Origin of the sequence: Paenibacillus sp. FSL R7-0313, assembly GCF_037969885.1 — a bacterium.
GTDB lineage: Bacteria > Bacillota > Bacilli > Paenibacillales > Paenibacillaceae > Paenibacillus.
The window spans coordinates 6,052,239-6,072,768 of record NZ_CP150219.1 but is presented as its reverse complement, the minus strand read 5'-3'; the positions used below and the strand labels follow the sequence as shown (position 1 = coordinate 6,072,768).

20 protein-coding genes are annotated in these 20,530 nt (G+C 47.7%); 16 read left to right on the top strand and 4 right to left on the bottom strand.

Going from position 1 to position 20,530, the window contains the following annotated elements:
* The first annotated feature begins 184 nt into the window (after positions 1–184).
* The 3 genes from NSQ38_RS26385 to NSQ38_RS26375 all read left to right on the top strand — a co-directional run bounded on the left by NSQ38_RS26385 (position 185) and on the right by NSQ38_RS26375 (position 2,644).
* Positions 185–532 (top strand): YlbF family regulator, encoded by a 348-nt coding sequence (locus NSQ38_RS26385; protein ID WP_036609862.1) that lies wholly within the window; start codon positions 185–187, stop codon positions 530–532.
* Positions 533–813: 281 nt separating this feature from the next.
* Complete coding sequence (locus NSQ38_RS26380) at positions 814–1,098, top strand: hypothetical protein (RefSeq protein ID WP_085981456.1); 285 nt, start codon at positions 814–816, stop codon at positions 1,096–1,098.
* Positions 1,099–1,309: 211 nt separating this feature from the next.
* Positions 1,310–2,644, top strand: a complete 1,335-nt coding sequence (locus NSQ38_RS26375) for a DRTGG domain-containing protein (protein ID WP_339784856.1) — start codon at positions 1,310–1,312, stop codon at positions 2,642–2,644.
* Positions 2,645–2,788: 144 nt separating this feature from the next.
* On the opposite strand, the gene NSQ38_RS26370 is transcribed toward NSQ38_RS26375, so the two are convergent.
* The 3 genes from NSQ38_RS26370 to NSQ38_RS26360 form a co-directional block, all read right to left on the bottom strand.
* Entirely contained in the window at positions 2,789–3,130 is a 342-nt protein-coding gene (locus NSQ38_RS26370; RefSeq protein WP_338593339.1) for a YtpI family protein, read from the bottom strand.
* A gap of 93 nt (positions 3,131–3,223) precedes the next feature.
* Positions 3,224–3,712, bottom strand: a complete 489-nt coding sequence (locus NSQ38_RS26365) for a hypothetical protein (protein ID WP_036609856.1) — start codon at positions 3,710–3,712, stop codon at positions 3,224–3,226.
* Between the two features lie 21 nt (positions 3,713–3,733).
* Positions 3,734–4,063 (bottom strand): YtrH family sporulation protein, encoded by a 330-nt coding sequence (locus tag NSQ38_RS26360; protein ID WP_026081169.1) that lies wholly within the window; start codon positions 4,061–4,063, stop codon positions 3,734–3,736.
* Between the two features lie 266 nt (positions 4,064–4,329).
* On the opposite strand from NSQ38_RS26360, the gene NSQ38_RS26355 reads away from it, so the two are divergent.
* From NSQ38_RS26355 to NSQ38_RS26315, 9 genes are all read left to right on the top strand, one after another.
* Entirely contained in the window at positions 4,330–8,475 is a 4,146-nt protein-coding gene (locus NSQ38_RS26355; RefSeq protein ID WP_339784854.1) for a DNA polymerase III subunit alpha, read from the top strand.
* A gap of 292 nt (positions 8,476–8,767) precedes the next feature.
* Positions 8,768–9,259: a phosphatidylglycerophosphatase A gene (locus NSQ38_RS26350; RefSeq protein WP_036609851.1), complete on the top strand. Its 492-nt coding sequence runs from the start codon at positions 8,768–8,770 to the stop codon at positions 9,257–9,259.
* A gap of 282 nt (positions 9,260–9,541) precedes the next feature.
* Positions 9,542–9,730 carry a hypothetical protein gene (locus NSQ38_RS26345; protein ID WP_017689496.1) on the top strand — a complete coding sequence of 63 codons (189 nt, stop codon included), beginning with the start codon at positions 9,542–9,544 and terminating at the stop codon, positions 9,728–9,730.
* A 206-nt stretch (positions 9,731–9,936) separates the two neighbouring features.
* Positions 9,937–10,071: a hypothetical protein gene (locus NSQ38_RS26340; RefSeq protein ID WP_268801799.1), complete on the top strand. Its 135-nt coding sequence runs from the start codon at positions 9,937–9,939 to the stop codon at positions 10,069–10,071.
* A 63-nt stretch (positions 10,072–10,134) separates the two neighbouring features.
* On the top strand, positions 10,135–11,028 hold the full coding sequence (gene accD / locus NSQ38_RS26335; protein ID WP_339240998.1) for an acetyl-CoA carboxylase, carboxyltransferase subunit beta: 894 nt from the start codon (positions 10,135–10,137) through the stop codon (positions 11,026–11,028).
* Positions 11,029–12,060: an acetyl-CoA carboxylase carboxyltransferase subunit alpha gene (locus NSQ38_RS26330; protein WP_315936561.1), complete on the top strand. Its 1,032-nt coding sequence runs from the start codon at positions 11,029–11,031 to the stop codon at positions 12,058–12,060.
* Positions 12,061–12,165: 105 nt separating this feature from the next.
* On the top strand, positions 12,166–13,593 hold the full coding sequence (pyk, locus tag NSQ38_RS26325) for a pyruvate kinase (RefSeq protein ID WP_017689492.1): 1,428 nt from the start codon (positions 12,166–12,168) through the stop codon (positions 13,591–13,593).
* A 130-nt stretch (positions 13,594–13,723) separates the two neighbouring features.
* A complete protein-coding gene (locus NSQ38_RS26320; RefSeq protein WP_339784852.1) occupies positions 13,724–14,230 on the top strand; it encodes a thioesterase family protein in 507 nt (168 codons plus the stop codon).
* A gap of 7 nt (positions 14,231–14,237) precedes the next feature.
* Complete coding sequence (locus NSQ38_RS26315; RefSeq protein ID WP_036609835.1) at positions 14,238–14,636, top strand: FxsA family protein; 399 nt, start codon at positions 14,238–14,240, stop codon at positions 14,634–14,636.
* Positions 14,637–14,738: 102 nt separating this feature from the next.
* Here the strand turns inward: NSQ38_RS26315 and ytvI are convergent, their stop codons facing one another.
* On the bottom strand, positions 14,739–15,857 hold the full coding sequence (gene ytvI, locus NSQ38_RS26310) for a sporulation integral membrane protein YtvI (protein WP_339784849.1): 1,119 nt from the start codon (positions 15,855–15,857) through the stop codon (positions 14,739–14,741).
* Positions 15,858–16,388: 531 nt separating this feature from the next.
* Here ytvI and citZ point away from each other — a divergent pair.
* From citZ to NSQ38_RS26290, 4 genes are all read left to right on the top strand, one after another.
* A complete protein-coding gene (gene citZ, locus NSQ38_RS26305) occupies positions 16,389–17,501 on the top strand; it encodes a citrate synthase (protein ID WP_017689488.1) in 1,113 nt (370 codons plus the stop codon).
* Between the two features lie 147 nt (positions 17,502–17,648).
* The gene (gene icd, locus NSQ38_RS26300; protein ID WP_076330335.1) at positions 17,649–18,941 is read left to right on the top strand and encodes an NADP-dependent isocitrate dehydrogenase; all 1,293 of its coding nucleotides are present in this window, start codon (positions 17,649–17,651) and stop codon (positions 18,939–18,941) included.
* A 15-nt stretch (positions 18,942–18,956) separates the two neighbouring features.
* On the top strand, positions 18,957–19,898 hold the full coding sequence (mdh, locus tag NSQ38_RS26295) for a malate dehydrogenase (protein WP_036609827.1): 942 nt from the start codon (positions 18,957–18,959) through the stop codon (positions 19,896–19,898).
* 141 nt (positions 19,899–20,039) lie between these two features.
* Positions 20,040–20,459, top strand: coding sequence for a hypothetical protein (locus tag NSQ38_RS26290; protein WP_036610969.1), 420 nt, complete (start codon positions 20,040–20,042; stop codon positions 20,457–20,459).
* The last annotated feature ends 71 nt before the right edge of the window (positions 20,460–20,530 follow it).

The window sequence follows — 20,530 nt, the reverse complement described above, 5'->3', positions numbered from 1 at the left end:
ATCTGAACATGGCATGTGCTTCATCATATGAGGACATATAACCCTTGGTGATTGACCCATATGGATTAAATGCATTTGATTTCAAGGCAGGTTATTGATGGCCTGTTTCAGATCGCCCTTGTTTGGCAGGAGAGAAAAGCGTGTATTAACACGGATGAACAAACCAATCTGAGGAGGAATAATAGTGAACATTTATGACAAAGCCAATGATTTGGCCAAAGCACTGAGAGAAAGCAGCGAGGTGGAAGAGATTACTTCCGCGATGAAGCTGATTGAAGCTGATCCGGATGCAAAAGCAATGCTGGATAACTTCCGTGATCAACAAATGGAATTGCAACAACGTATGATGAGCGGGGATATGCCAGCTCCGGATGAGATGGAGAAAATGGAGAAACTGTTTGAAGTACTGAGTTTGAATCTGAACATCCGTCGTTTGTTTGATGCGGAGCGTCGCCTCAGTGTTATCATTGAAGACGTGAATAAAATTATTGCTGATAGCCTGGGTCATCTGTACGGTGGCGCTGAAGCGTAAAAAGGTAGTTCAAAAAGTCCACTTTTGATTACGAAGGATGCCTAGCGGCATCATCAGCATCGAATATGAAATTCAGCCGAAATGTCCGTTGCTCACGTAGTTGTCCTACGCTCCGCTACTCCATTTCTAGCTTCATTCCATTTTCTCGGTACTGAAAACTGATCTTTTTGAACACGTACTAAAAGGTTGTCTTGTTTTTTTACCTGAACCTTTCATATTAGCTCCTTATCGTTCATAGACTAGACATATAGAGTCGATCAAGAACGAAGGAGCTGTGAATGGTGAAGAGGTTGAAAAAAGCAAAACATGTGATCTATCTGCTTATTGCGTTGTCGATGCTGGTCATTGCACTGCCGCGGATTTCCTTTGCTGGAGGAATGGACTGGGTTAATATTTTTGGCATCGTATGGGTGCTGTTCTCCTTATTAATCGTTGGTGCACATCTGCATTTTATTCTCGGTGTGGATGAAGAGAAGAAGCGTGCACTGGAAGCCGTTCGCCGGGCGAAGCTGCGGCAGTGGGAGATGAAACTTCTGGACAAGCAGGAGCGGAGCGAATCTGTATAAGGTACAGTATGAGATCCAACATGGAAGACCGGAATCCCTTGACACAAGGGGCCCGGTCTTTTTTGGTTCATACCGAATTAGAGGTTAATCGGATAATTAAATTCAGATGGCGAACTTGCCAATGAGAATGGGGTAGGGGTGGGGTTATTTTCCTAAAGCCGTGTTATAATAGATACAGTATAGTACAGATGCATCTTCGGGGGTGGTACAGTTGGACGGACAGGAAGAGAACGTAACGAAGCATGAACAGTTACTTCAACATATTGAACAACTGAAGGTTGGCAGCAAAATATCAGTACGTGGACTTGCGCGGGAGCTGGGTGTAAGTGAAGGGACAGCGTATCGTGCGGTGAAAGAGGCGGAGAACTTCGGGCTGGTCGTGACCAAGGAACGAATTGGAACGGTGCGGATCGAGAAGAGACCTCGGGGCATGTCGGAACAGTTGACCTTTGCTGATGTTGTGACCATTGTGGAGGGTCATGTGCTGGGGGGTAACGAAGGTCTTGCCAAACCGCTGCATAAGTATGTGATTGGCGCGATGAAAGAACAGGCAATGGCCCGTTATATTGACGCTGGGAGTCTGCTGATTGTGGGTAACCGTGAAGATGCTCACTCGCTTGCCCTCGAACAGGGAGCGGGCGTGTTGATTACGGGTGGTTTTGGGACAAGTCGTGAAGTAAGAATTATGGCTGACGAGCTTGGGCTACCGATTATTTCATCCAGACATGATACATTCACGGTGGCTTCGATGATTAACCGTGCGATCTTCGACCGGCTGATTAAGAAAAAAATTATGCTTGTTGAGGATATCATTGGTCAGAAACCTCGTTTGCAGGTGTTGAAAGTCACCAGTTCAGCTGCAGATTTTCATATGTTGGTATCGGAGACGGGCGAACATCGCTTCCCGGTGGTGGATGAATGGAACCGGGTCATCGGGATTGTGAGTCTGAAGGATGTCAGTGAGCTGAAAGAAGATCAAAGTATTGAGAAATGCGTGATACGCCGCCCGATTACGGCCTCATTGCAGACATCTCTTGCTTCTGCTGCCCAGATTATGACCTGGGAAGGCATCGATTTTCTGCCCATTGTGGATCGGAATCGCAAACTGATTGCGTCCGTCACACGCAAGGAAGTGCTTCAGGCGATGCGGGATGCACAGAAGCAGCCACAACTGGGAGAGACGTTTGATCATCTGATCTGGAACGGGTTTGCCGAGGAGCGTGGTGAACAGAACGAATTGTTATTTCACGGATTCATCATACCCCAGATGGCAACGGATCTGGGTACGATTTCCGAAGGTGTTCTGTTGAATGTGATGACCCAGGCTGGCCGGCGGGCAGCGTGGGATGTTACAGGGAACGACCATGTGCTGGATAATGTAACGACTTATTTTGTTCGACCGGTACAGATTGAGGATCAGATCCTGGTTCGACCGTTAATTCTGGAAACCAGCCGTCGAACGTGCAAAATGGACATTGTGGTTACCCGTGAAGGCAGTGTGGTATGCAAAGCGGTAATGACATTGCAGTCGATTGACCATGCCTAATAGGGTACGTTGCCTCGGGCATATACAAAGAGAGTACTCCCTGATCGAGAAGCTCTGCCGGGTTGCGCTGTCGCGCGGTTCTGGCTTCGCTTAATGAAGGGAAGTACTCTCTTTTTGCAGACACAACAATAACACTTCAACGAATTATGCAGATTGTCCAGAGGTTTTACCTGATCCATTATTGGACCGTTGTTGAAGCCGTGCATAATAACTGCGATTACGTATTCCGGCAAATACATTATACGCACCCATAATTAGAAATAGCGCTTCCACAATTACAGATAAAGTGGAACCCGTGAATACAAACATCAGGATCAGGGCAAGAACAACAAGCATGCCACCCATCCAGATATTTGTCCACGAACGGTACAGACCGGCGCTGGCAGCATCCGAGCTTCTGTGTGAACGAATACTGTTCAACGCTGCAAAAACCATGGCAACAGCAAAGATGGCGATTAGAGCATATTTGAGTACATCAATGAACACAAAGACGCAGCTCCTTTTCTGGAAAGCATTTACTGCCCTTATTGTACCATGCAGAGATGCAGACAAGGGCAGTTTTTTGCTATTATCCTTGTGTTACGCAGGAACGTGCATGCGAATCTGTACCCAAACTTGCAGTACGCCTTCCATAACCAGCATCGTTTTGACCTGAACGGTGTACTCCTTTTCCCTGACCGAGTACACTTTCTGATTCAGCATGATTCGCGTCATTTTGCTATACTCATCGATGTTGAATACATCTCTGCCCCGAAGTACCTCAAGTTCGTCTCCGAGCTTCTGTAACATCACTTTCAGAGAAGCCTCGTCTGGCCCCTTATCCGATTCTTCTGCACGGACCTTGATTTCCTTGATAACGGTTTGGCGTTTACTGTATTTTTTCAGCGTTTTGATATCCTCCTCATTCTGATGCAGCTGAAGCTGCAGCTCCTGATTGTTCAGCCACAACGCATTGTAACTCAGGTGAAATACGCCGTTGTAGACGACACATCCAGCGATCATTCCCAGAACAAACACAGCGGTCATTCGCATCAGCGGGCGGTAACGAGAAAATGGCGGAACTCTCATGAACGCTGTTCCTGTCTCATATTAGCTCCGGCCTCCGCCGCACACCCATTTCACCAGCTCGGTTCCCATATGCGCGCCCATAAAAGCAGAGATCAAATACAGGATTTGTTTGACCGCCGGAGACAAGTTACCATCTAAGAAATTGCTCTCGATGACACGCATGGGGTCTATTGTGCCGCCGACAGCGGCTGCGAGTGCCCATATCTTTATTTTCCCAGAAATATCGAGCATCGTCTGTGTCGGAGGCTGAAGAGAGATCACGGCTCCAATACCTCCGATCATCGCGCCGCCCAGCACGATTCCAAACGCAATAAAGAAATCAAGAATGGCTTTGGACAAAAATGTGCTCACTGGCAACACCCCTTTCAGACCTAGCAGCACACCTCCTGTCTTCGGTCTGTCACAGGGGGAGCGGCTTGTACTTCTATTGTATGGGCGTGCCCCCGAACGTTATGATAAAATAGAATAATAAAGTCTCCTTTTAAGAGGTTGTTACAAATTCTAATATGGGGATTCCATTTTTTATTTATTTAATTCATATATATGAGATAGATAGGGTAGCAGTGGGATCAGAAGATCGATGCTGCGACTATCTGCGGCGAAAGGAAGAAAAAAACATGAGTTCTTTTGTGCATTTGCACGTTCACAGCGAATACAGTTTGCTGGACGGCGCTGCGCGTATTCCGGATCTCGTGAATAAGGCTGCAGATCTCGGAATGACGACACTTGCGCTGACCGACCATGGCGTGATGTATGGTGCAATTCCTTTTTATAAAGCATGTATGGAGCGAGGCATCAAGCCGATTATAGGTTGCGAGGCATACATGACAGCAGGGTCCCGCAAAGAGCGGGGAAGCCGCAAGGATCAACCGATTCATCATTTGATTTTGCTGGCCAAAAACATGACGGGTTACCGTAATCTGATGAAATTGTGCTCGATTGGACATCTCGAGGGCTTTCATTACAAACCCCGTGTAGATATGGAAAGTCTGGCTGCCCATCACGAAGGCATTATCTGTCTAAGTGCGTGTCTGGGTGGTGAAGTACCACAGCATCTGCTGCATGGGAGAGAAGAAGAGGCAAGACGTGCGGCGTTACGCTACAAACACATCTTTGGTGCCGACTTCTATCTGGAACTTCAGGATCATGGGCTTTCCGAGCAAAAAAGGGTGAATCCGCAGTTGATCAAACTGGCGGCTGAGCTTGAGATTCCACTTGTAGCGACCAATGATGCGCATTACCTGTCGGAAGAGGACGCGGAGCTTCAGGACGTATTGATCTGTATTGGAACCGGCAAGACCGTGGATGATGAGAATCGGCTCCGAATTGGAACGAATCAGCTCTATCTGAAAAGTGAAGAAGAGATGGCTCGTTTGTTTCCGCATGTACCGGAAGCTCTGGCGAACACCGTCCGCATTGCGGATTCCTGTGAGTTGAAGCTGGAATTCGGCAAATCGATTTTGCCGGAATACAGACCGCTTCCCGATGGACTCAGTCCTTCGGCGTATCTGCGTCAGCTGTGCGAAGAAGGAATGGAGGAGCGTTACAAGCAGTCCACACGTTGGACAGACGCGGAGCTTCGATCTGAACTCGAACAACGATTGGCGTATGAGCTGGGTATAATCGACAGCATGGGATTCTCGGATTATTTCCTGATTGTTTGGGATTTTATCGCCTATGCGCATAAACAAGGCATTGTTACTGGACCGGGCCGGGGCTCCTCGGCAGGTAGTCTGGTAGCGTACACGTTGCATATTACCGATGTTGACCCGATGAAATATAATCTGCTCTTCGAACGATTCCTGAATCCCGAGCGGATATCCATGCCGGATATAGATATTGACTTCAGCGATGAGCGGCGGGATGAGGTCATTGATTATGTCGCGCATAAATATGGCAAAGCCCATGTTGCCCAGATTATTACGTTTGGAACGATGGCTGCCCGTGCAGCCGTACGTGATGTTGGACGGGCACTGAATGTGCCTTATGGCGAAGTGGACAAGGCTGCAAAGCTGATTCCAGCACAGCTCGGCATTAACATCGAGCGAGCCATGGAAGCTACACCTGAGCTGAAGGCGCTGTATGAAACCAAACCCAAAACGCGTGAACTGCTGGATATGGCAATGAAGGTCGAAGGTATGCCACGTCATGCTTCAACACATGCGGCGGGAGTGGTCATCTCCCGTGACCCGCTGACCGATGCGGTGCCACTTCAGGAGGGCAGTGAAGGAACAGCGTTAACCCAGTATTCCATGGAAAACCTGGAGTCTATTGGGCTGCTTAAGATGGACTTTCTTGGTTTGCGTACCCTCTCAATTATTGAGCGGTGTGTACGCTGGATTGGGGAACATGGAGAAATTCCGGATTTCCGTCTTATTCCCGATGATGATGCGTTAACGTACGAGATGCTTGGGCGAGGGGACACGATGGGCATATTCCAACTGGAATCTGCCGGAGTACGTCGTGTGCTGAAAGAGATGAAGCCAAGTAGTTTTGAAGATGTAATCTCTGTACTTGCTTTGTACCGTCCGGGTCCGATGGAGTTCATATCCAAATACATTCAGGGCAAGCATGGACAGATTGAAGTGGATTACCCTCATGTGGATCTGGAGCCTATCCTGAAAGATACGTACGGGATCATCGTGTATCAGGAACAAATCATGCAGATTGCCTCCCGGATGGCGGGTTTCTCGCTGGGTGAGGCAGATTTGCTCCGCAGAGCGGTCTCCAAGAAGAAACGGGAAGTGCTGGATCTGGAGCGTGGACACTTTGTACAAGGCAGTCTGAAACAAGGGTATAGCGAGGAAGAGGCAGACCTGGTCTACGATATGATCGTCAAGTTTGCCAACTATGGCTTCCCGCGTGCTCATGCCGCGGCATACGGTGTGCTTGCATTCCAGACGGCGTATCTGAAGGCGCATTATCCGGTTCATTTTATGGCATCCATGTTAACAGCCGTTATGGGCAGTCATCGGAAAGTGGCTGAGTACGTGGTGGAATGTCGGCGTATGGATATGGAGGTGCTTCCTCCGGATGTGAATGAGAGCGGTATTCTGTTTACACCTGTATTTGTGCCGTCCGGCCGCGCAGGAACTGGGGATCAGAGCAAGGTATCGCAGCAGAATGCGGGAGCAGATGCAGAGAGTGACGCCGGAAGCCCGGCCGAAGAACATGCCGCGAACGGTAACGGGAGTTCCTTCAGGGAAGATCGCGTTCATGAGCAAGATGGGGATTCGGGACAAGCTGAATATGGTGAAGCACCTCTGCCGGATGATCCTGGTCCTGAACCGGAAGAGGACAATGGCCGATATGAGTGGCAAGCAGCGACATCGATGCCTGAGGCATCCGACAACCGGAAGGAACCGGGATTGGTGACGGCTGCTTCAACGGAAAATGGTAATGACCAGGGGAAAGAAGCGTCTTCTTCGCACACGGAGCAAGGTGAACTGTCCTCTGTGGAGAAAAACGATGCAGTGTCTAATGCAAATGCGGATGAAGATAAGGAAAAATTAACGGGTGCAATACGATTTGGTCTGGCCGCTGTGAAAAATGTCGGTACCCAAGCAATGGAAAGCATTATGATCGTAAGACAGGAGAGACCGTTCGACAGTTTGCTCGATTTTTGTCGTCGTGTGGATCTGCGTGTATGCAACAAACGTGTGATTGAATCGCTGATCCAGGCTGGAGCTTTTGACACATTACCTGGACATCGGGCCCAATTGCTGGCGATGCTGGATGAGACTGTTGAGGCGGCGTTGAAATGGCGCAAGGAACGCGAGGATCTACAGATTCAATTGTTCGACTTTGTTGAGACGCCAAACTGGGAGATTGAATACCCGGAAATTCCTCCTTATTCCTCAGGGCAGCAACTGGAGCTGGAGCGTGAGTTGTTAGGCTTGTATCTCTCCGGGCATCCGCTGGATGACTATGAAGATGTGCTGGAATCGAGTGGGGCTGACCGGATCATGGAGCTGACCGAGGCGGCTGATGACACGATGACCGTCGCCGCGGGTATGGTTGTGTCTGTGAAGTCGATTACGACGAAACAGGGCAAGGCTATGGCGTTCATGGAGCTGGAAGACCAGATTGAACGCTGTGAAGTGGTTCTCTTTCCCGAGGTATGGCGGCGTAGCCAGCAACATGTCGGGAAAGGTGAACTGCTCGTCGTGCGTGCCAAAGTGCAGCAGCAGGACGAAGGGTTTAAGCTGCTGGCTGAGGAAGTGGTGCCGTTGTCACCGGCGGCACTGGAGCAGCAGCTGCGCAGCCGTGACCGGCGCGGCAAGCCCGGCAGCGGCAGCTCTTCGCGCCCGGCGCAGGCGGCTTCGCCGCGGCGGCCAGCGGGCGCAGGAGCTGAAGCGCAGCGCAGCAGCGCAGGCGGGGATGCTTCCGGTGCGCGTAGCAGCGGGAGCCAAGGCTCGGCAGCGACGCGCAGCGATGCGGCGGGTACGGGCGCAGCCACGGCGGCGGCTTCCCGGCCTGGCGGTGCCGCTGAGGCGGCTGGCAGCCCGGCGCAGAGCCGCGAACCGCGGGCCGTGGAGCAGCGGGTGTTCGTGAAGATTGCCCCGCATGCGGAGAAACCTGAGCTTCTGGCACGTTTGAAGCAGCTGCTTCAGGAGCATCCCGGACCTGTGGCGACAGTGCTCTTCTATGAGCAGCAGCAGAAGTTGCTTGCGCTGAGTGATGCCTACCGGATTAAGCCATCACCAACCTTGTTCTCCGATATGGAGAAAATGCTGGGTGAAGGCACGGTCAAAATTAAATAAGAGGCTGTCCCGTAAGTGATAGCACTTATCCATATTATGAAACCTGTTTGGCTAAATGCTGAACAGGTTTTTTTGTGATTATTTTAGCGCGGTTCCCTGACGACAGGGTTTAAACAAACGAATTCAGACTTGTTAGGGCCGGAGCATGAATGTACAATCCAGCAACATGTCCATGGTGTAATTGGTCTCAACCATCCGCACATTTTATGAACATTTTAACAGGTTGCTGCATACACTTGAGAACACCGAAGGACCTAGCGGTCCTCGGGGGATTGATGCGGGAGGTCGAGATATGTCATATGAAATCGTAGAAGCCATGCTGGCCCGGCGGGGTGTACGGATTGATGCAATCGCAGCAATCGTATACCGTCTGCAAAAAGGGTACCACCCCGAACTGACCTTGGACGACTGTGTAACCAGCGTGAAATCCGTTCTACAGAAACGAGAGGTGCAATATACGCTCTATACCGGTATTGCTCTCGACGAACTTGCGGAGAAAAAACTCTTGCCCCAACCGTTACAGGCTATTATGGAAGCGGATGAATCCCTGTATGGAGTGGACGAGACTCTGGCCCTCGGCATTACTCATGTGTATGGTATGATCGGTTTAACCAGCTTTGGTTATCTGGATAAAGAAAAAATAGGTGTAATTCATGATTTGAACGAACACACAACAGCCATTCATGTCTTTTTGGATGATCTGGTCGCAGGGGTGGCGGCTGCCGCATCTGCCCGGATTGCACACAAAAATATTAAAGCCAAAAAATACCCCTCAGACCTGTAACCCCCTGTATTTCCATGCTTATATGCTGTTGTCACTCCAATGGCCCGTATGAAGTCATCAAGGGCGGCCAAGGCTGCCCTGATAGGCTTGATGCTGCTTATCGATGGGTATCAACAAGAAGATTTCGTCAACCATATGAGTTATTCGTGGGGGACAAACGTCCCTCATGATCCCGAATTCTCCCCAAAGGTCCCGAACCCTTTCTTGCAGAAAAAAAGTGAGGTATGTTATCATTAGTCCAATATACGGGCTCTGAACATTAGCTTAGGGGGCGGACAAGGCATGTGGACGGTGATTTACATTGCGCCGACAGCAAAGGTTGCGGACAAGATCAAGACCAAGCTTTCGGAAGAAGGTTTTCTGGTACAGACCCGTCCCATCAGTTTATCCAAGCAGCAATTTGAGATTCGCGTCCCTTCTGGGGAATTGGAAGAGGTTCAGGAAGTGCTGAATTCCATTCTGCATTCCTGATTCGTTCGACATCGACGTGCCTTGGCAGATGAAGAAGTACCATCGGTACATAAGGGACTAATCGCGTAAGCGGAGAGAGGAATCGACTTGCATGTATTGTATGCTGCTGTCCTTCCTTCTTTTTTTGTTAGGACAAGGACCGATCTGGTTGCTCCCGGAGACCCTACCAAGATAGATTCAAACATCGGCGCAACAATCTTTCGGTTTTGCAGGTAACATCAATCGTGCTGACAGAAGCCGCTGATCCTTGCCCTGTACCGGCGGATTTTTTTGTTGTGAATGCTGGACAAGGCCCATGGCAGCGTGTGGGTCGTAAGCGGTTTACCGTAGCACGCGGATGAAGCTGCCACAAGCAGCGCTCTGCAGGTTGCGGCCATCAAATCAACGGCTGGAGAGGTGTAGTTGTGTTCAAAGATATATTCCAGAAGAAACGGAAGTACGCTACCATACCTTCCGAGCGTGCACTTCCCGGCGAAGGCCAGGAAGTCCTAGAACGCCCAAAACGTGAAATACCTGAAGGGCTTATGAACAAGTGCAGCAAATGCGGCACCATTCAATATAGCAAGGAATTGGAGAAAAATCTGAAAGTATGTCCTGCCTGCGGTTACCATATGCGTCTTAACGCTATGGAACGCATTGCTATGGTACTTGATGATCAAGGATTTGTTGAGTTTGACGCTGATATGATATCGGTTGATCCACTTGGCTTTCCTGGATATAGCAACAAATTGGAGCAACAACGTCTGAAATCGGGCCTTAAGGAAGCGGTAATTACAGGGGAAGGAACCATTGAGGGCCTGCCTGTAGTTGTGGCTGTCATGAGCTTTGATTTCTTCACAGGCAGCATGGGTTCTGTTGTAGGGGAGAAAATTACCCGTGCCATTGAGCATGCAACAGAGAAGCGCTTGCCAATGATTATTTTCTCCACATCAGGTGGTGCCCGGATGCAGGAGAGTATTCTCAGCCTCATGCAAATGGCCAAAACAAGCGCAGCTTTATCCCGTTTGGATGAACAGGGCGGGCTGTACATTTCGGTCATTACGGACCCAACGACAGGTGGAGTCTCGGCAAGTTTTGCGAGTCTGGGCGATATTAATATTGCCGAACCTGGCGCTGTATTTGGTTTTGCCGGCAGAATCGTTATCGAACAGACGATCCGTCAGAAGTTACCTGATGATTTCCAGACGGCTGAATTTAATATGCAGCATGGTCAGTTGGACATGGTTGTGCACCGGAAAGAACTTCGGGCCACTCTTGGCAAGCTTTTGGATATGCATAGTGAAAAAGGAGGGGTCTAAATGGCGGGTGAGTTGCCATATGAAGCGCCTCTGGTTGAGATGCGCAAAAAGATTGATGAACTCGTACAGTTTGGACAGGAAAAAGGCATCGACTTCACGGACGAGATTGCCCGCCTGGAAGAACGTTACCATAGACTTGAAGAAGAGATCTACACTGGCATAACAGCAGCTCAGAAGATGCATCTGGCGCGTCATCAGCAGCGCCCAACAGCGCTGGACCTGATCCAGCTGATCTTTACAGACTTCATTGAGCTGCATGGTGACCGCATGTTCGGAGACGATCTTGCGGTTGTTGGGGGACTTGCCAAGTTGAATGGAAAGACAGTAACGGTAATCGGACAACAGCGGGGGAAAGACACGAAGGATAATATCGCCCGCTTTTTCGGCAGCGCTCATCCAGAAGGTTTCCGAAAAGGACTTCGTCTGATGAAACAAGCGAACAAATTTGGCCGTCCTATTATTACGTTTATTGATACTAAAGGGGCGTATCCGGGTAATACTGCAGAAGAGAGAGGTCAATCGGAAGCGATTGCTCGCAACCTGATGGAAATGGCGAAGCTATCGGTTCCTGTTATTGTTGTGGTCATCGGCGAAGGTGGAAGCGGCGGTGCCCTCGCTATGGCTGTGGGTAATCGTGTGTTGATGCTGGAACATGCGATCTATTCGGCAATCTCTCCGAACGGCGCTGCTTCGATTCTCTGGAAGGATGCATCCAAGGCAGATCAGGCGGCTGAAGCGATGAAAATAACAGCCAAAGATCTGCTGGAGATGGAAGTCATTGAAGAGATCGTCCCTGAGCCACGCGGCGGTGCTCATCGGGATTATGAAGCGTCTGCTGCTTTCATCAGTGAAGCTTTGGTCCGTCATCTCGACGAGATGAAGGGTTGGAGCGGGGATCAGCTGAAGCAAGATCGTTATGAGAAATTCCGTAAAATTGGATCGGTCACGTTTGAACCTCAAGCATCCATTGAAGCTCCTCAAGAGCTTGTAGAAGTCGATGTAGCGAGTAATTTGTCGGGAAATGCTGAATAATGTGACGAATTTCCTATACAAATGAGTAAAAGTATAGTAAATTTAATAGTTGGAAAAAGAAAAATAGATAAAGAGTAATACCTTTAAAATCGGAGGAAACCCAAAATGCGCAAAACGAAAATTGTATGTACCATTGGTCCATCCAGTGAATCTCTGGAGAACACCAAAAAATTGATTATGGCCGGTATGAATGTGGCCCGTCTGAACTTCTCCCACGGTGATTTCGATGAGCACGGCGGACGGATCATTGCGATTCGCCAAGCATGCGAAGAGTTGAACAAAACAGTAGCGATCCTGCTGGACACCAAAGGACCGGAAATTCGGACAGGTAAACTCGAAGTTGAACCGATCGAATTGGTTCAAGACGAGTACATCACTTTGACAACAGAAGAAATTCTGGGCACCAAAGAACGTCTTTCCATTACGTATACAGATCTTCCGAATGATGTTGAACCGGGATCTACAATTCTGATCGACGACGGTCTGATCGGACTGACTGTGGTGGAAGTGCAAGGCACCGAGATCAAATGCCGTATCGTTAACGGCGGATCGATCAAAAGCAAAAAAGGTGTTAACGTTCCGGGCGTTGCCATTTCTCTGCCGGGTATCACCGAAAAAGACGCTAACGATATCGTATTTGGTATCGAACAAGGTGTCGATTTCATCGCGGCTTCTTTTGTACGTAAAGCAAGTGACGTACTTGAGATTCGTGAATTGCTTGAAAAACACAATGCTGGACATATTCAAATCATCTCCAAAATCGAAAACCAACAAGGTGTCGATAACCTCGACGAAATCCTTGAAGTGTCTGACGGCCTGATGGTTGCTCGTGGAGACCTGGGTGTTGAGATTCCTGCGGAAGAAGTACCATTGGTACAAAAACGCATGATCCAAAAATGTAACGTTGCAGGTAAACCGGTTATCACAGCTACACAAATGCTGGATTCCATGCAGCGTAACCCGCGTCCAACACGTGCGGAAGCAAGTGACGTGGCGAATGCGATCTTCGACGGTACGGACGCAATCATGTTGTCCGGTGAGACAGCTGCGGGTAAATACCCAGTTGAATCTGTTCTGACCATGTCCCGTATTGCTGAAAAAGCAGAATCTGCTCTGCCTTACCAAGAGTTGTACCTGAAACAACGTGTTGCTCAACAAACAACAGTTACAGAAGCAATCAGCCAATCGGTTGCTCTTCAAGCTCAAGATTTGAACGCAAAAGCGATCATTACTTCGACTGAATCAGGACATACTGCACGCATGATTTCCAAGTATCGTCCAGAATCTCCAATCATCGCTGTGACAACGGAAGACAGAACTTCCCGTCGTTTGGCTCTGGCTTGGGGTGTAACTCCTGTCAAAGGAAGACTGGTTGATTCCACGGATGCTTTGTTCGAAAATGCAATTGAAGGCGGCGTAAAATCCGGACTTGTTAAAGAAGGAGACCTGGTTGTGATCACAGCAGGTGTACCTTTGGGTCGTTCCGGTTCTACCAACCTGATTAAAGTAAGCCAAATTCCAAACAACGCTTAATAGCGTCTTGGATGGAGAAGCAACAGGAAAGAAGCAATGGGCGTTCTTGTCCCGTTGCTTTTTTTCCATCTTAATGACACTTTACAACGATGTAACACGTATGAATGATAGAACGAAGGAGGCCGATAACGTGCGAGAACAGAGCAATGGTAACTGGTATGCGGCACGTCTTCGTGTACGCTATCAAGAAAGTGACCAGATGGGCGTGGTCTACCACGCGAACTATTTGAATTGGTTTGAAATCGGTCGAACTGAGATGATTCGCCAAATGGGGTATACATATCGTAAAATGGAGGAACAGGGGTTACTGCTTCCCGTAACCGGACTGGATGTGAAGTATCACAAGCCTGCCCGATATGATGATGAGATTATCATTTTCACCCGTATTGCTGCATTTAGTGGTCTGCGACTGAACTATGAGTATGACGTAAGACGCATGTCTGAAGAACCTGATGAGCACATGGCGATTGGAGAACGGGTATGGTCCACTGATGAATCACTCCCCGGTGAACGGCTAGTTACAGGTTCTACCCAGCATGTATGGGTGAATGGGGACTGGAAACCAGTTCGGCTGGATAAGGCAGCCTCTGAGTTATACAGCGCGCTTGAAAAGGTGTGGCTTTCGGGAAAGGGGTAATACGTCAATGCGAAAATGGATGTGGGCTTTACTCTTAATCATTCCGGTGATTGAATTATTTGGTTTTATTCTGATGAGTGACTGGATCGGAGCCGGAAAGACATTGCTTCTCATGATTCTCACGTCCTTGATTGGTATAGCAATGTTGCAGTTTGAAGGGCGAAAAGTACTTGTGGATGCCAAATCCGAGATGGAGCGTGGCAAGGTACCTGGAAGAAAAATGGTCGATGGTCTTTTTATTTTTGTCGGTGGTTTCTTGCTTTTGATCCCAGGCTTTGTAACAGATCTGATCGGGTTTACACTGGTATTTCCATTAACACGTCCGGTGTACCGTCTGTTCTTCCTGGGGTGGCTGGAGAAAAAAATGAAAAGTGGCAAAATTACGTTTTATCGTCGTCCGAAATGAAACACCAGTTGTTATGCATAATGGAAAAGGCTCCGCTCAGCAGATGATTTCTGTTGAACGAAGCCTTTTTCTATTTTACCTGTGTGCTCATAAGATGATGCCTCATCGGACACGTCCGTTAATGATATACGTTCTAAGGTCGCGTAATACGTTAGCCCGATTGAACGCATCGAGAATCACGAGACTTACAGGGCCAATAATTAAGCCCAGCACACCGAACAACTTCAATCCCACGAACATGCCAACCAGCGTGGCGAGTGGGTCGAGCCCTACACTGCTTGCGAGCACCTTCGGTTCAATAATCTGACGGGCGATCAGCAAAATAAGATAAATAACACTAATCCCAATTCCCAAATACAGATCCCCATTCATAAAGAGGTATGCTGCCCAAGGCACCATGACCAGACCCACACCCAGATAAGGAAGCAGATCGACCAAACCAATCATCAGAGCGATGGTGAAGGCTGAATTGACTTGCAATATAAGCAGTCCAATCATGACGAATAGTGCTGTAATCGAGATCATGATCAATTGTGCTCTTGCGTATCCAAACAGTGCCTTCTTAAGGTCGGTCCATATGTCGGAGATCGGCTTGCGAATGGAAGAGGGTACCCATCCCGATACGGTGATGTTGTGCCTGGTCCAGCTTTTGCTAATGAAGAATGTAGACAACAGAACAACGATTAATACCGCGCCCATGTTCGGCAGGGAAGTCAGCAGACTCAGAATCATGTTGAAAAATCCGGTGACCAGATCGGTCACGGCTGTACCTACCGTTTCAGTTGTTTTACTAATATTGCTGTTGATGGTTTCCTGGTAGTTGGGATTTTCCTTGTAAAATTCATTGATCTGCGCAGTCAAACTTTGAATGGTGTCATTCTGGGTCCAGCGCACAAAAGTGTCCTTGATCTCATCAACATGAAGATCAAAACTTGTCGTCAGTGAAATGACCTCTTTTACCATGCGGGTAATCGCCGCAGACAACACCACTGCAATGGCTCCAAAATAAAGGATCAATGAAAGAGTCACAGCCAGCCAGCGGGGGAATCGTGCTCGATGCTGAAGCAGTTTCACTAATGGATTCATGGCATAGGCGATAATCCAGGCAATCGCAAAAGGGTACAAAAGCGGGAACAGCAAGTATATGGCAACGGCGATCAGAACGGCCGCAATGATAACCCATAAGCCACGGAGCAGGCGTTTCATTATTATTCTATCCAAGCATCAACTCTCCTTAGTTCAATTAAGCCGACCTATGTATGATCCATGAAGCAGTATTAGAAATAGATGGCTATCTTAATTAATATAGAGCATTTACAAGGTTTTGAAACGCCGGGATGTTACCAGATCTTGTTCAAGAGCGGACTTTTGAACAAGATCTACGGGGATTCTTTCTTTTGCCTAGAGTATGCCTTAGTATTACAGAATATAGCAATAGAAAGTTCTCCATACGACAGGGTTGGTTAAAAAACATTAAATGTCAACCTTGTTTTTGTAAAGGCTTTCAAAAATGCTTTATCGGTCCGATAAAGAAGTTTGATGTGCGAATGAACTCTCATCATGTTCACATAAACGACAAAATCCAGTATGATGTTATAAGTAAATACCGATTGACAGATAGGAAAACCGTAGTTTGAAATATTTGTTAATTTTAAAATGAAAATGTTTACAAAAAGAGAATAGGTGCATTTTGGCACTTATATGACACTCTGGAATGGTTCCTGATTTCGCTTATTAAAGGAGAGATGTAATATGACAGCTACCAAAGGTCTGGAAGGCATCGTTGCGACAACCTCTTCGATCAGTTCTATTGTAGACGGTGTGCTCACATACCGTGGTTACGATATCGACGATTTGGCTGAACATGCCAGCTTTGAAGAAGTTGCCTATTTGTTGTGGTTTGGTAAATTGCCAACAACGGATGAACTGAAATCCCTTCGTAAAAGCCTGAGCGATTACGCGCCGATTCCGAGCGAGTTGATTGCACAAATCCAATTGTATCCGAAAAACGTCAGTACCATGGCAGCACTTCGTTCCGCTGTCTCTGCACTTGCACTGTACGACGAGCAAGCAGATGAGATGACAACGGAAGCGAATGAGAACAAAGCGGTTAAGTTGCAAGCACAGTTGCCAACGATTGTGGCAGCCATCGCCCGTATCCGTCAGGGCAAAGAACCTGTGGCTCCAAAAGAAGGCGCTTCCATCGCAGAGAACTTTTTATATATGATGACTGGTGAAGAACCATCCGAGACCGCAGTGAAAGCATTGGATCAAGCTCTTGTCCTGCATGCGGATCATGAGTTAAACGCGTCGACATTTGCAGCCCGTGTAACGGTTGCTACGCTGTCAGATATCTATTCCGGTGTAACTTCCGCCATTGGCGCACTGAAGGGACCACTGCATGGCGGTGCTAATGAAGCCGTTATGAAAATGTTGAATGAGATCGGTACGCCTGATCGTCTTGAAGCGGCAATTCAGGAAAAACTGAATAATCGTGAAAAGATCATGGGCTTTGGACATCGGGTGTACAAAAACGGTGATCCACGTGCCAAACATCTACAGAAGATGTCCAAGGAACTTGGCGAGATGAACAATGATACGCGTTTGTATGATATGTCTGTGAAGATCGAGGAACTGGTAACAGGACAAAAAGGACTGAAGCCTAACGTAGACTTCTATTCTGCTTCTGTATATACCCAACTGGAGATCGAACAGGAATTGTTCACTCCGATCTTTGCCATCAGCCGGGTGTCTGGATGGACAGCGCATATTTTGGAACAGCTTGCGGACAATCGCATCATTCGTCCACGTGCGGAGTACACTGGCCCTACAGAACAGAAATACGTTTCTATTGAACTTCGCTAATAGCCGCAAAAACAGTATAATAATATGGACGAGGTGAAGGGTTGGAAAGCAGAGGCTTTACTGGCTTAAGCTCTCAGGACCCTTCTCTCAACAAGACTAGTGGTATGATGAATACTGCATATACGAAACCTAGGAGGAATTTTAACTATGAAATTAGAAAAATTTGCTCACCCAACTGAAGGCGAAAAAATCCAAATTGATAACGGTACACTTCAAGTACCTAGTAATCCGATCATTCCATTTATCGAAGGTGACGGTACAGGCCGTGATATCTGGAAAGCTTCCAAACGTGTATTGGATGCAGCTGTTGAAAAAGCTTATGATGGCAACAAAAAAATCGCATGGTATGAAGTGTTTGCTGGACAAAAAGCATTCGATACATACGGTGAGTGGTTGCCGAATGATACACTGGAAGCCATTCGTGAGTATATCGTAGCGATCAAAGGACCATTGACTACGCCAATCGGTGGCGGTATCCGTTCCCTGAACGTTGCCCTGCGTCAAGAGCTTGACCTGTACACTTGCTTGCGTCCTGTTCGTTATTTCGACGGTGTACCTTCTCCGGTTAAACGTCCTGAGTTGGTAGACATGGTCATTTTCCGTGAGAATACGGAAGATATCTATGCAGGAATCGAGTATGCTGAAGGTTCTGAAGAAGTGAAAAAAGTGATCCAGTTCCTGCAACAGGAGATGGGTGCTAACAAAATCCGTTTCCCTGAGACTTCCGGTATTGGTATCAAACCAGTATCTTCTGAAGGTTCGAAACGTTTGGTACGTGCAGCAATTCAATACGCAATTGATCATAACCGTAAGAGTGTTACATTGGTACACAAAGGTAATATCATGAAATTTACCGAAGGTGCCTTCAAAAACTGGGGATACGAAGTGGCTGAAGAAGAGTTCGCTGACAAAGTATTCACTTGGGCACAATATGACATCATCAAAGATAACGAAGGTACAGATGCAGCGAATGCAGCACAAAAAGCCGCTGAAGATGCTGGTAAAATCATCGTAAAAGATGCAATTGCCGATATCGCTCTGCAACAAGTATTGACTCGCCCAGGCGAATTTGATGTTATCGCAACATTGAACCTGAACGGTGACTATCTGTCCGATGCACTTGCAGCGCAAGTGGGCGGAATTGGTATCGCTCCTGGAGCAAACATCAACTATGTAACAGGACATGCCATCTTCGAAGCAACTCACGGTACTGCACCTAAATACGCGGACAAAGATGTCGTGAACCCTGGTTCCGTTATTCTGTCCGGAGTAATGTTGCTTGAGCACTTGGGATGGCAAGAAGCAGCTAACCTGATCTACAAAGGTATGGAAACATCCATTAACAATAAAACAGTAACGTATGACTTTGCACGTCTGATGGACGGCGCTACTGAAGTGAAATGTTCTGAATTCGCGGATCAAATCATTAAAAACCTGTAAGGGGAGATGTGAATCTTGACTATTCAGCGCAAAAAAATCACAGTAGTCGGCGCCGGTTTTACCGGTGCTACGACCGCATTAATGCTTGCCCAAAAAGAACTCGGGGATGTTGTGCTGGTTGATATTCCTCAACTGGAGAACCCTACGAAGGGGAAAGCACTCGATATGATGGAAGCAAGTCCTGTACAAGGATTTGACAGTCATATCGTCGGTACTTCCAACTACGAAGATACTGCAGGTTCTGAGATTGTAATTATCACCGCTGGTATCGCCCGTAAACCGGGTATGAGCCGCGACGATCTGGTCAATACGAATGCGGGTATTGTGAAGTCCGTTTGTGAAAATGTGAAAAAATATTGCCCTGATTCCATCGTCATTATTCTAAGCAACCCGGTGGATGCGATGACTTATGCAGCTTATCAGACCCTTGGTTTTCCTAAAAACCGTGTTATCGGTCAGTCAGGTGTTCTGGATACAGCACGTTATTGTACCTTCATTGCGCAAGAGTTGAACGTATCTGTTGAAGATGTTCGTGGATTCGTTCTTGGTGGTCACGGAGACGATATGGTGCCCCTCGTTCGTTATTCGAGCGTGGGAGGCATTCCGATCGATACGCTGATTCCAGCTGACCGGATCGAATCCATCGTTCAGCGTACACGTGTTGGCGGTGGTGAGATTGTGAATCTGCTTGGTAACGGCAGTGCATATTACGCACCGGCGGCTTCACTTGTTCAGATGACCGAAGCGATTTTGAAGGACAAGAAACGTATCATTCCAGTGATCGCTTATCTTGAAGGTGAATATGGCTATAATGATCTGTTCCTCGGTGTACCAACCATTTTGGGTGGTAACGGCATTGAGAAAATATTCGAACTTGACCTGACTGCGGAAGAAAAAGCAGGATTGGACAAATCTGCTGATTCGGTTCGCAACGTCATTTCGGTAGTAAACCTGTAAGTTTGAAAACTTTTTGAACAGAAGCTAAAAGAAAACCTCCGGTAAACCCGGAGGTTTTCTTTTCTTTGGATAAGTTCCCCAGTATAATGGGATGTGATGTATAGCACACCGAAAATGTTGAGGAGGATGAAAATTTTGACAATGATTATGTATCTGCTCCATATTGTTGGAGCACTGGCGATGGGATTCTATTTGATTCTGCCATTTGTGGTCGGTAAAATCCGTACCTTAAATGCTGCAGCACAAGAGGGTGCATTTGCGTCGCTTCGTTCTTTGAACAAAGTTGCGCAGTATGGACTTGTAATCCAACTTCTTACTGGTGGTTACCTGATGACCAAAGGCGAGTATTCTCATGTCTGGATGGCTGTCGTTGTTGTTCTGCTCTTGGCTATTGCGGCTATTGGAGGAATTATGGGTAAACCGCTGCGACTCGCTGCAGAAGGTGTGAAAAACAAACGTGATGTGGGTCCTGAGCAAAGCAAGATCCGTATGTTCAGTACACTTCTGGCTGTATTCTTGCTAATCATGGTGTACCTGATGGTGAATAATCAGGTGATCTAAGTGCGTTGTGGACGCTTAACCCACCCTACGAAGATGTATTGTTAGTCGTTGGTTAAGCGTTTGCAGACGGA

Coding starts and splice junctions, on each gene's coding strand:
- NSQ38_RS26330 (WP_315936561.1), top strand. CDS start 11,029: ATGGCGGGTGAGTTGCCATATGAAGCGCCTCTGGTTGAGATGCGCAAA.
- NSQ38_RS26355 (WP_339784854.1), top strand. CDS start 4,330: ATGAGTTCTTTTGTGCATTTGCACGTTCACAGCGAATACAGTTTGCTG.
- NSQ38_RS26290 (WP_036610969.1), top strand. CDS start 20,040: ATGATTATGTATCTGCTCCATATTGTTGGAGCACTGGCGATGGGATTC.
- pyk (WP_017689492.1), top strand. CDS start 12,166: ATGCGCAAAACGAAAATTGTATGTACCATTGGTCCATCCAGTGAATCT.
- icd (WP_076330335.1), top strand. CDS start 17,649: ATGAAATTAGAAAAATTTGCTCACCCAACTGAAGGCGAAAAAATCCAA.
- citZ (WP_017689488.1), top strand. CDS start 16,389: ATGACAGCTACCAAAGGTCTGGAAGGCATCGTTGCGACAACCTCTTCG.
- NSQ38_RS26350 (WP_036609851.1), top strand. CDS start 8,768: ATGTCATATGAAATCGTAGAAGCCATGCTGGCCCGGCGGGGTGTACGG.
- NSQ38_RS26315 (WP_036609835.1), top strand. CDS start 14,238: ATGCGAAAATGGATGTGGGCTTTACTCTTAATCATTCCGGTGATTGAA.
- NSQ38_RS26365 (WP_036609856.1), bottom strand. CDS start 3,712: ATGAGAGTTCCGCCATTTTCTCGTTACCGCCCGCTGATGCGAATGACC.
- NSQ38_RS26345 (WP_017689496.1), top strand. CDS start 9,542: ATGTGGACGGTGATTTACATTGCGCCGACAGCAAAGGTTGCGGACAAG.